The organism is Zongyangia acetica (assembly GCF_038739695.1).
Lineage (GTDB): Bacteria > Bacillota > Clostridia > Oscillospirales > Ruminococcaceae > Zongyangia > Zongyangia gallinarum.
Map to the genome: position 1 here is coordinate 22,976 of NZ_JBBEWN010000021.1, position 10,629 is coordinate 33,604.

Genomic DNA, 10,629 nt, shown 5'->3' on the forward strand with positions numbered 1-10,629 from the left:
TTTTTTATAATGCTTGAACATTTGTGGAGTTACACACAATGCCCCGTCGGGCATCAACGGTGACAGAGGTACCGTTTTTGAGAATGGAAACTGCACTTTTGGCGCCGACGATAACGGGAATATCCAGAGCAAGCCCCACAATTGCCGCATGGGAATTAGTCCCGCCGGCTTCAGTGACGATACCAGACGCTTTCTTCATCAAGCTAAGAATTTTATTGGAGGTGCTGGGAATCACCAAGATATCCCCGTTTTTAAACTTTTTTAGGGCTTCATCCTCATCCCGGACGACACATAAATTAGAACATACAGAAGAAGCACCAATGCCGGTTCCGGTGACTAGGATATCGCCAACCATATGAACCTTGAGCATGTTGGTGGTTCCGGCAATACCAAGGGGAACACCAGCGGTGATTACCACCAAGTCCCCATCACTGACATAACCTGCTTTTTTGGCACGGGCAACTGAATGCTCAAAAAGAACGTCGGTATTTTTCTTTTCCTCAATCATCAACGGAAGGACGCCCCAGGACAGAGCCAACTGCCGGTATACATGAGGTTCCATGGTGCCGCCAATAATGGGGACGGAGGGACGGAACTTGGAAATCATACGCGCTGTGGTGCCGGTTTTAGTGACGGTGATGATAGCAGAAGCTCCCAGATCGTAAGAGGTGGTACAGGTGGCGTGAGAAATAGCATTGGTTACGTCGGAAATCGGATCAATATCCCGGGTGTAAAAGCGCTTTTTATAATCGATATCCCGCTCTGCTCGTTCGGCAATAATGGACATGGTCTGTAACGCTTCCACTGGATAAAGTCCCGCGGCCGTTTCCCCGGAAAGCATGATCGCGCTGGTCCCGTCATAGATGGCGTTGGCTACATCGGTGGCCTCTGCACGGGTAGGACGGGGATTTTTAATCATGCTGTCTAACATCTGGGTAGCGGTAATGACCTGCCGTCCCGCTGTGTAGCCTTTTTTTATCAGTTTTTTCTGGATGATGGGAACTTCCTCTAAGGGAATTTCAACACCCATGTCTCCACGAGCGATCATAATGCCATCAGAGACCCGCAAAATATCGTCGATGTTGGCGACGCCTTCGCTGTTTTCAATTTTTGCAATGATGCGGATGGTATTGCAATGGCGAGAATCCAGAATCTGCCGGATTTGCAGAATATCATCTGCGCAGCGGGTGAAGGAAGCGGCAATAAAATCAAAGCCATTGTCAATACCAAAAAGGATATCTTCCCGATCCTTAGGGCTGATATAATCCATCGAAACTCTGACTCCGGGGATGTTCACTCCCTTTCGATCAGAGATGGTGCCACCATTGATTACTTTACAAATGATATCGGTTTCGGTAATCTCTCGGACCCTCAATTCAATCAAGCCGTCGTCCAATAAGATACGATTGCCTACATCTACATCCGCAACCAGTCCTTTGAAGGAAATGGAGACGATGGTTTCATCCCCCTCTATTTCTCGAGTCGTCAGGGTAAAGAGGTTGCCAGGGGATAGGGTGACCTTACCGTCCTTAAAGGTACCAATCCGAATTTCGGGCCCCTTGGTATCCAAAAGCGCCGCAATGGGGAGCCCCAGCTCTTCCCGAAGCTCTTTGAGGATTTTCAAACGGTTCAGGTGTTCTTCATGGGTGCCATGGGAAAAGTTAAAACGCGCTACATTCATACCGGCAAGCATGAGCTGCCGGACAGTCTCCTTATGATCGGTAGCGGGGCCAAGCGTGCAAATGATTTTTGTTTTTCGCATAGGTTCAGACCTCCAATTCGTCCTAGAAGCATGCTATATTCCGTGTCAAAGTGTCAAAAAGCCAGAACAGCCTTGTTACTCTTTTAGATATAGAATAGTATTTTTATCATTATTTTATCAGATTTTCAATACTTTTTCTATCCTTTTCGGTGTATGTAATCACTTTGACAAAATTTTATTACGGGGAAGACAATATTTTGTTTAATACAGTTGACAGGACAGGGGAAATTGAATATACTATAACTGTACTATTCGATATAATACAGTTAATACAGAGAGGTGGATGAGGTGATTACCCTTGATATGCACAGCAGGATCCCCATTTACGAGCAGTTGTGCCAGAAAATCACGCAGCTGATTGCGGTGGGCGCCCTTGAGCCTGGTGATCAACTTCCTTCGGTGCGGCTGCTGGCACGAGATCTTGGAGTCAACCCCAATACGGTCTCCAAAGCCTATCAGGAGCTGGAACGCAGCGGCGTGATTTGTTCGGTGGCAGGCAAGGGCAGCTTTGTTTCCTCCGCTGACGAGGTGACTCGCAGCCTACAGAAAAAGATAATAGAACGCTTTGAGGGAATTTGTACCCAGTGCAGGAAAGTTGGAGTAAAGAAGCCTGAACTGCTAACTGTGCTGGATCAGGTTTACGCACAGAAGGAGAATGGAATATGATTTGCTTGGAGCATTTGACAAAGAAGTTTGGCAAAGAGACGGCAGTCGCTGACTTTTCCATTGAGATTAGAGAAGGCTCCATTTTTGGATTAATAGGTTCCAATGGTTCTGGCAAATCCACGGTACTGCGGATTATCGCCGGCATTTATAAAGGTGATGGGGGAAATGTGACATTGAATGATATCCCCATTTTTGAGCATGAACAGGCAATGGAACAGATATTTATGATCTGCGACCAGCCCTTTGTGCAGTCGGGGATGACCTGTGAGGGATTAGCGGAATTTTATTCCCATATGTATCCCGATTTTTCTCCTGAAGATTTTGAAACCTTATGCCAAATTTTTGATATGGATCGAAAGAAGCCTATCAATACCTTTTCCAAAGGCATTCGAAAGTTGGCTATGATTATTATCGCTCTTTCCTGTAATCCTAGGATCCTGCTTATGGACGAATCCTTTGACGGGCTGGATATGGTGGTCCGGGCAGCTGTCAAGGAGACATTGATCGACCGGGTGGCACAACGGAAGATGACGGTCGTGGCCACCTCCCACAACCTCTATGAAATCGAGGAAATGTGCGACCATGTGGCCATTATCCACCGAGGAAAACTGGTGTTAGAGCGGGATCTGGATCAGCTAAAAGAGGAATTTGTACGGGTACAGGCGGCCTTCTCTAAGCCACTGGAACCGGACGCCCTGGATGGGATGCAGCTTATCAGCATAGAACGCCGGGGAAGCCTTGTCACCCTTATTGCCAAGGAGTCCGCCGCAGCATTAAGAGAAAGGCTAGAGAGATATCATCCCCTGTTTTTTGAAGAACTCCCCCTGACATTGGAAGAGATATTTATCAAAGAAATGGAGGCGGTCGGTTATGACTATAAAAACATCATCTTCTCATAAGCGGGGATGGTACCTCTTTTTTCATCAGCTCAAACGGATGCGTGGTGTCTGCCTCGTCGCCTCTATGATCTACCTGGCGGTTTTTACAGTTCCTTTTATCATTCGCACAGTAGAAGGACAGAAGATATTGGACTCCATGCCGGCAGCGCCGATTTATGGTCTCAGTGGAGCTTTTCTCTTCGTCCTGCCTGTGGCGATACCGCTCTTTACTGGAGTTATGGCGCTGCAGTTTATTCATCATGGGGATCGGGCGGATCTCTATTACAGCCTGCCGGTCAAGCGTCACACCTTATTTTTGTCCCACTATCTGGCGGGGCTTGTGGTCACCTTGCTGCCGCTGCTGGCAATCTATCTGCCCTGTGCCCTCACAGGGGCAATTTCTAACTCTGGAAATATTCAAGTATTATCTCTGGTCATAGAGTTTCTTACCCTTTGCCTGACCACCACAATTAGTTATACCTTGGTCTGCTTCGTTGGCGTCTTTACGCCAACACTGCTGGACCATGTGCTCTATACGGCGGGGATTGGAGCGGCGATTAGCTTGGGCTTTGCCTATACCCTGGAAGCTCTTTCCCGTATGCTGGTGGGATTCCCTTACACTGATCTTTTCTTGGGAGACGGCGGTATTGGCATCTTGTGGTCCAATCCTTTTTTGCTGGGCTTCCGCATCTTCGTGGAAAATGACACCTATCGGTGGCCGGTTATCATCGCCTATCTGGTTTTAGCCATCCTTTGTCTGATCCTTTCCATTATTGGCTTCCGTAAAAGAGGCTGTGAACGAGCCGGCCGGGTGGGAGGAAGAACCCTGGTTAAGGAAATCTCCAAATATGTTGGCGCTTATATTGGAGGATTACTGCTTAGCCTCGGATTTGGAGGCATGGCCTCTGATTCGGTGGCCATGATGATATTGGGACTGATCCTTGGCTCTTTCATTGCCTATACTGTGATAGAGGCCATAGCCATGCGCAGCTTCCGAACCTTTGGCAAAAGTATGAAGGGATACGCTATTTTCGCGGGATGCTTTTTGGCCCTCTTTGCCGTGGTTCGCTTTGACCTGACCGGATATCAGTACCGGATTCCAGAAGTCGATCAGGTGGACAGTGTTTCCATTAGTTACTATGGTGTGGTAGAACCCTATCTCTATGGAAGCAACCGAAATGGCATTGTCCTTCGCACGCCTGAGGGCATTGAGGCGGTTAAGAATATCCACACCCGGATGACACAGCGTTGGGTCCCCCTCGGCAATCAAAATATAGAGGTAGATGGCGAAGAGATGACCTGGATGCCGATTACCATCACCTATCGGCTGAAAAATGGTATGACCGTCCAGCGAAAGTATGACAAGGTCTATTATAGCGACTTCCCTCTCTTTAATGATCTGGGCGTCATTCCTGAATTCCGTAAACAGACAGATCTGTCCGCCATGGTAGAGCCTAATCAGTTTAATTCTTTCCGGCTTTACGATGCGTTGGGCCGGGGTGGCCAGGTATTGCCACTTTCCCTGGAAGAGCAGGAGGAGCTTTTTGCGGCCATCGCGGCCGACCGCCGGGAGGAAACTGTGGAGGAATATGCCCGACCTGACACACCGGCACTGGGATGCCTCTCTATTACAGCTACTCCCACAGCCTTGCCAGAAGAAGCGCGTCAGAGGCTGCAAAAGAGTGGCCTAAGCACCTATGATTCTGTCGTCGTGTTGGGGGCCCACTATCAAAATACCATTGAATTTCTCAAAGAAAAGGGCTGGGATGTAACTAAGCAAACAGAGTCTTCAAAGGTCAAGGCCGCTTATGTGACCTATGCCTCCCATGGCGCTTTGCGGGGAGTATATCCACTGTTCCTCAATGAACCTGACGACTTTTACCGCTTTTCGCTTTCTGACCTGGAAAATGAAGTGTGGGGGACAGACATTTCTGTCAAATACGATGATGCCGCGCAGATTGCGCAGCTTCGTCAGTGTGCTTATCAGCAATATGAGATGAGCACAGACGGGTATGTGGTAGCCTTCCATGTAGAGGGGTCCTTGCAATGCCAGCAGTTTTATATCCCCTATGATAAGGCCCCGGACTTTTTAAAGGAGGACCTGAAGAAGGTAGGAGAGAGTTGGGACGTACACACCTCCGCTTATATCGATGCTGGAGAAATGGGAGTGACAATTACAGAAGAAACTATCATAGATTAATCCCACAAATCAAGGGGCAGTGCTGAAAACAGCACTGCCCCTTAAGCATGAGAGAAAAAGGGAGCCGTATTTCTGATACGACTCCCTTTTTTGGATTAAGCCTTGGCTTCCTTTTTCTTTTGAATGACTTTGAGAATACATAGAACGGCGAGTAGGAGAACAAGAGAAGAACCGAGGGTAATGTACGCATTGTTGGTAAAGCCCGCGATAAGGAATCCAACAAAGCAGACTGCGGTTACCATAGTAGCATAGGGAATTTGTGTTGTCACATGGTCGATGTGATTGCAGTGGGCACCGGTAGAAGAGAGAATGGTGGTGTCCGAAATGGGGGAGATATGATCTCCATAGACCGCACCTGCCAAAGTCGCTGCCAGAGCAGGAACAAGTAGGTCAGAACCTGTGGTATTAATAATAGGAATTACAATAGGAATTAGGATACCGAAAGTTCCCCAGGAGGTACCAGTGGCGAAGGCAAGAAGACTGGCCACCAGGAAAACAACGGCGGGAAGAAGCTGCATAGGCATACTGCTGGTAGCCACAAGATGGCCAACAAAACCGCCGGTATTTAGGTAATCGGCACTGCATACACCGCTGATGGTCCAGGCCAAGGTTAGGATGATATAGGCAGGCACCATGGATTTTACACCTTCAGTAATACCATCCATGAACTCCCGGAAGCCCAGGATCTTGCGGGGTAAGAACAGGATGAATGCTACAACCAGCGCGGCAAATCCGCCAATGCAAAGGGATTTGGAGGCGTCTGTGTTACCAAAAGCCTCGCCAATAGAAGAAGCCTCACCGGTAAACAGGCCGCCCACATAGAGCATAGCCAGAATGGAAAAGATAATCAGCGCCACAATGGGGATAATCAAATCATAAACTTTGCCTTTATTTCCAATGCGGGAATTTTCTTCTTCGATATCCTGCGGATGGTCGGGATTAGAATGAAGATCGTTATTGTAAATCGCATTGTGCTCAAATTTTGCCATGGGCCCAAAATCCAGATTGGTCCAACAGATAAAAATAATCATAACAATGGTGAGAAGGGCGTAGAGATTAAAGGGGATGGTCTGGATAAAGGTGGACATGCCATCCGCTACGCCAGAGGACTCCATGGTGGAGCCCACCGCAACCGCCCAACTGGAGATCGGGGCGATGATACAGACAGGAGCAGCGGTAGCGTCGATGAGATAGGCGAGCTTCGCCCGGGAGATATGATGTTTATCTGTTACTGGGCGCATTACTGTGCCTACCGTCAGACAGTTAAAATAGTCGTCAATAAAGATAACGGTGCCTAACACACCAGTGGCAAATTGAGCGCCTGCACGGGTTTTGATCTTTTTCGCAGCCCATTCACCGTAAGCGGCGGAGCCGCCTGCTTTGGTGATGACACACACCAAGGCGCCGAGAAGCGCCAAAAACAGGATAATACTTGCATTGCCGCCTAATTTTTCTGCCATGATACCAAATGTGGTATCTACCGCTTGGATTACATCAAAACGGGCATAGATGAGGGTTCCAGACAAGATGCCGATAAGCAAAGAGGAGATAACCTCTTTGGTGATCAGCGCGAGAACGATTGCGATAATAGGTGGCAGGATAGTCAGCCAACCAAATTCCATATCTTCTTCCTCCAAACTTTATGGAAAAAATCCATTTGTTACCTTGTTATTTATATTATCATAACAATCTGCTCGCCGCAAATGATTATGAATATTTTATGTATTTTTGTCGTATTAACTATGAAAATATAGCAATATTTATGCATTTGTCTATATTTGAGAGAAGAAAATGGTGGAAAATAAATAAGCAAGGCCAGTTGTTTTTTCAACTAGCCTTGCTTGAAAAGCACAAGAGTATTCCATGATATAATCAATCAGCATGCTTCTTCTGATGGAGGTGCATCTTCCGAGATATCCGCCGCATAGACGTTGGGAAGATGGTTGTTTAACCAATCCAAGACATCCATATAGACCTCCTGCCGATTGGTTTCGTTGAGCATCTCATGGCGGCCTCCCTCATAGAGTTTGAGGGTTACATCTTTAACCCCTGTGCGGAGAAGCTGACGGTAAACCTTGGCCACTCCTTTTCCATAACCGCCTACAGGATCCTGATCACCGGAAAATAGGAAGACAGGTAGGGTGACAGGAACAGTTTTTGCCCACAAGCTGTGATTGACCTTTTTCAGGAGAGTCGCCTCATCCCGGAAACCGGTTGTTGTAAAGAGAAAACCACACCAAGGATCTTGCATATATTTTTCCACTGCCTCTTCATCGCGGGAAAGCCAATCAAACTTGGTCCTTGGCGCATGGATTTTTTTGTTATAACCGCTGAAGAAAAGCTTATCCAATTTGGCGCTTTTAGCTTTAGGTCCTTTGGAGGAGATCTGACTTTCCGCTATAGAGATGCCCAGATCAATCAGGGGATTGGGGCCGGCTGTACCGCTGAGGATGACACCATCCAGGCCAAAAGCAAATTTGGACATATAGTCTCTCGCTACAAAGGAACCCATACTGTGCCCCAGCAGAAAATAAGGAAGATTGCCATAGCGAGCTTTCATAATATCTGTCAGGATTTTCAAATCCTGCGAAAGTAGGTTGTGGCCTCCTTCGTAGTCAAAGAAGCCCATGGGATCCCCTGGGAGCACAGAAGCCCCGTGACCGAGATGATCGTTGCCGCACACGATAAAACCATGGTCACAAAGGAAGTTGGCAAAATCATTGTAACGGAAAACATATTCGCACATACCATGAGAAATCTGCACGATGCCCTTGACAGGACCTTCTTGTGGAGACCATATATAGTAGGCAATTTTATTTTTTTGATTGACGCTGAGAAATTCTTCTTTTTGGATACTCGACGGCATGGCCAGGCCTCCATTTCCAGAAAAAATAAAAAAGGGAAGACAGCCTCCTAGCCAAACCAAGTTTGGAAGGCGGCTTATGTAGGATTATACTTCTTTTAATTCTACCGGATGCAGTTCGCCTTCTGAATCCACTGTATAAAATCCTATGTTTTTATTGCGAAATTTGCGCCACAGTTTTTGAAGAATGCTGTTTTCCTGCTGCGGCATACCAGTAATCACATTAGCTACCCGATTTTCACGGATATACCGAATCAGGCATTTGAGGGAATCACTGTCATAATAGACCGTCATGACAGCGTTGTTTTGCTTAGAAACATCGAATAGATGCTCCAATGCATCACCGTTAGCGGGAAGGGAAGGACTCGCAATGTGAAGAGCGTTCAGGTCGGTATTGGAGAGGTCTGCAACAACCCGTCCTGCCCGGATCAGCCTTTCACATCGGTATTGGTTGGTCACACAGACCAGGGTTTGCTGCTTTTGCCGCAGCTCCAGCTCATCAGTGCCGCTGGGGTTATTATGAAACATCAAGGTGAAAAACCTCCACAACATCCGCATAGGCGGAGTGATCTGCATCTATCCGAAATAAAGCACAATTTTTGATGCAATTTAACTAATAGTTTTCTGTTTGACAATGTCATTATACAACATAATTGTTAATAAACTATAGACTTTTCAAAAAACGTCAGGGGATAAAAAGAAAACCATTTGAGAATAGACCGTAAAAAAAGAAGAATTTTGCCAAAAAGAAAAGGCCGCTTCTAAGCGGCCTTTTCAGAGACTGTTAAAGGTTGGGAGCAGTTGTAAAAACGGCAGTCAACACTTTATCGGAATAGTTGATCAGCTGGTAGGGGGTATGCTCTGGAATAAACATGGTATCGCCTTCCTCCACATGGAAGACTTCTTGGGTGGCGGGAATAAAGAAGGTAATGGGGCCTTCTTTTACATAGAGGACAGTGTCTCCGTCTGATTCAATGACCTCACTTGCCCTAGAGCCAGTTCCGCCAGAGGGAATAATCATTTCACCCACATGGACAAAATCGTTGCTGATAAACAGATTGATTTTAATGGGATAAGTTTTGCCATAGATGGTATGCAAGCAGTTTTGAGAGGTTACTTTGAAAAGTTCACCGGTCGCACGGGCGGAAGGGCCGTCGACTGGGAATTTTCCCACATCTTGAATGTTCATTCTTTGCCCTCCTCCTTTTCATATTTCAGCAGTTTCATGGTGTCGTAATAGCCGTCTGGCGGGCCGCTTTCCTCCCACATCTTGGGCGCGATCACAAAGAAAATAACCGCTTTTTTATTGGTGAAATTATAGGCCTTATGGGGGGCCTCCTTGGGGAGAAGAATGACCTCACCAGCGGAGACGTCCTCAACCTGTCCCAATTTGGGATTGAACATGGTGACGGTGCCTTCCAGCACATAATATACTTCATCGCCGGAATGGACATCTACAGGATCAAAGGTGCTGCCAGGGGCGAGCTGATATTGACCGCAGGTCAGATGATCTGTGCTGGCGAAAATCCAGTTTAGGTCACTGGCATGGGGCCTTTCCGGTGTGTAGATGAACTTAGGGCAGTCGGCCTTGGTAACCATAGTTGGCTTTTTTTCTCCCGGCAAACAGGGGAATTTGCCGAAATAGGAAGGCGATTTGGCCATAGTTCTTCACTCCTATTACAATAAATTTGGACAGGAAAGCCGGGCAGCCAGTCCGGCTTTCTTTCCATCTCGTGCCTAAGCTACAATGAGAGGAGCAACTGGCTGACCTATCACTCCTTGGGTTTCCATGTCCGAAGAAAAGACTGTCAGCCATCCTCTTGTTGCAGCGTTCGATTTAAGCAGGTTGAGCCACCGAATGCCGGAGAGTTCGCGTCACGCAATAGATTGAATCGGCAACGAGAAAAGATGGATTCCGGTTGCAGATTCTTTGTATTGGAGGAATGTGAATGAACTGCGTTGGCATCGATGTTTCCAAGGGTAAGAGCATGATTGCAGTCATGCGCCCTTTTGGAGAGGTGGTAGTCTCGCCCTTTGAGGTACTTCACACCGACAGCGAACTGAGCAAGCTGGCAGGGCTGCTCAAAAGCCTGGACGGCGAGACCCGTGTGGTGATGGAATCCACAGGTAATTACCACGCGCCGGTGGCCTGGCTGCTCCACGACGCGGGGCTTTATGTCTCGGTAATCAATGCAATGCTGGTGCATGACTACGGAAACAACAGTTTAAGACGGGCCAAGACCGACAAGAAGGATGCCGT

The 10,629-nt window shown here is 47.4% G+C and carries 10 protein-coding genes; 4 read left to right on the forward strand and 6 right to left on the reverse strand.

Annotated features, from left to right (window positions below):
- Positions 1 to 4 precede the first annotated feature (4 nt).
- Positions 5 to 1,762, reverse strand: coding sequence for a pyruvate kinase (gene pyk, locus WGC32_RS13980; RefSeq protein WP_342682777.1), 1,758 nt, complete (start codon positions 1,760 to 1,762; stop codon positions 5 to 7).
- A gap of 288 nt (positions 1,763 to 2,050) precedes the next feature.
- Between pyk and WGC32_RS13985 the strand changes: the two genes are divergently transcribed.
- The 3 genes from WGC32_RS13985 to WGC32_RS13995 are packed head-to-tail and all read left to right on the forward strand — an operon-like array spanning position 2,051 to position 5,506.
- Positions 2,051 to 2,428, forward strand: a complete 378-nt coding sequence (locus WGC32_RS13985; protein ID WP_191483273.1) for a GntR family transcriptional regulator — start codon at positions 2,051 to 2,053, stop codon at positions 2,426 to 2,428.
- Positions 2,425 to 3,327 (forward strand): ABC transporter ATP-binding protein, encoded by a 903-nt coding sequence (locus WGC32_RS13990; RefSeq protein WP_342682779.1) that lies wholly within the window; start codon positions 2,425 to 2,427, stop codon positions 3,325 to 3,327. Before WGC32_RS13985 ends, WGC32_RS13990 begins: the two co-directional genes overlap by 4 nt.
- Positions 3,299 to 5,506 (forward strand): hypothetical protein, encoded by a 2,208-nt coding sequence (locus WGC32_RS13995; protein WP_342682781.1) that lies wholly within the window; start codon positions 3,299 to 3,301, stop codon positions 5,504 to 5,506. Before WGC32_RS13990 ends, WGC32_RS13995 begins: the two co-directional genes overlap by 29 nt.
- 95 nt (positions 5,507 to 5,601) lie before the next feature.
- Here the strand turns inward: WGC32_RS13995 and WGC32_RS14000 are convergent, their stop codons facing one another.
- The 5 genes from WGC32_RS14000 to WGC32_RS14020 form a co-directional block, all read right to left on the reverse strand.
- Positions 5,602 to 7,128, reverse strand: coding sequence for a Na+/H+ antiporter NhaC family protein (locus WGC32_RS14000; RefSeq protein ID WP_342682783.1), 1,527 nt, complete (start codon positions 7,126 to 7,128; stop codon positions 5,602 to 5,604).
- A 254-nt stretch (positions 7,129 to 7,382) separates the two neighbouring features.
- Positions 7,383 to 8,372, reverse strand: coding sequence for an alpha/beta hydrolase (locus tag WGC32_RS14005; RefSeq protein WP_342682784.1), 990 nt, complete (start codon positions 8,370 to 8,372; stop codon positions 7,383 to 7,385).
- A gap of 84 nt (positions 8,373 to 8,456) precedes the next feature.
- On the reverse strand, positions 8,457 to 8,897 hold the full coding sequence (locus WGC32_RS14010; RefSeq protein ID WP_342682786.1) for an adenine nucleotide alpha hydrolase family protein: 441 nt from the start codon (positions 8,895 to 8,897) through the stop codon (positions 8,457 to 8,459).
- A 256-nt stretch (positions 8,898 to 9,153) separates the two neighbouring features.
- A complete protein-coding gene (locus WGC32_RS14015) occupies positions 9,154 to 9,558 on the reverse strand; it encodes a cupin domain-containing protein (RefSeq protein ID WP_191483286.1) in 405 nt (134 codons plus the stop codon).
- Positions 9,555 to 10,031, reverse strand: a complete 477-nt coding sequence (locus WGC32_RS14020) for a cupin domain-containing protein (protein WP_191483287.1) — start codon at positions 10,029 to 10,031, stop codon at positions 9,555 to 9,557. Before WGC32_RS14020 ends, WGC32_RS14015 begins: the two co-directional genes overlap by 4 nt.
- A 287-nt stretch (positions 10,032 to 10,318) precedes the next feature.
- On the opposite strand from WGC32_RS14020, the gene WGC32_RS14025 reads away from it, so the two are divergent.
- A partial coding sequence (locus WGC32_RS14025) for an IS110 family transposase (RefSeq protein WP_342682789.1) occupies positions 10,319 to 10,629 on the forward strand: 311 nt, incomplete at its 3' end.

Bases quoted from the DNA above. Each gene is read 5' to 3' on its own strand.
- WGC32_RS14005 (WP_342682784.1), bottom strand. From the start codon at position 8,372: ATGCCGTCGAGTATCCAAAAAGAAGAATTTCTCAGCGTCAATCAAAAA.
- WGC32_RS14000 (WP_342682783.1), bottom strand. From the start codon at position 7,128: ATGGAATTTGGTTGGCTGACTATCCTGCCACCTATTATCGCAATCGTT.
- WGC32_RS13990 (WP_342682779.1), top strand. From the start codon at position 2,425: ATGATTTGCTTGGAGCATTTGACAAAGAAGTTTGGCAAAGAGACGGCA.
- WGC32_RS14020 (WP_191483287.1), bottom strand. From the start codon at position 10,031: ATGGCCAAATCGCCTTCCTATTTCGGCAAATTCCCCTGTTTGCCGGGA.
- WGC32_RS13995 (WP_342682781.1), top strand. From the start codon at position 3,299: ATGACTATAAAAACATCATCTTCTCATAAGCGGGGATGGTACCTCTTT.
- pyk (WP_342682777.1), bottom strand. From the start codon at position 1,762: ATGCGAAAAACAAAAATCATTTGCACGCTTGGCCCCGCTACCGATCAT.
- WGC32_RS14015 (WP_191483286.1), bottom strand. From the start codon at position 9,558: ATGAACATTCAAGATGTGGGAAAATTCCCAGTCGACGGCCCTTCCGCC.
- WGC32_RS14010 (WP_342682786.1), bottom strand. From the start codon at position 8,897: ATGTTTCATAATAACCCCAGCGGCACTGATGAGCTGGAGCTGCGGCAA.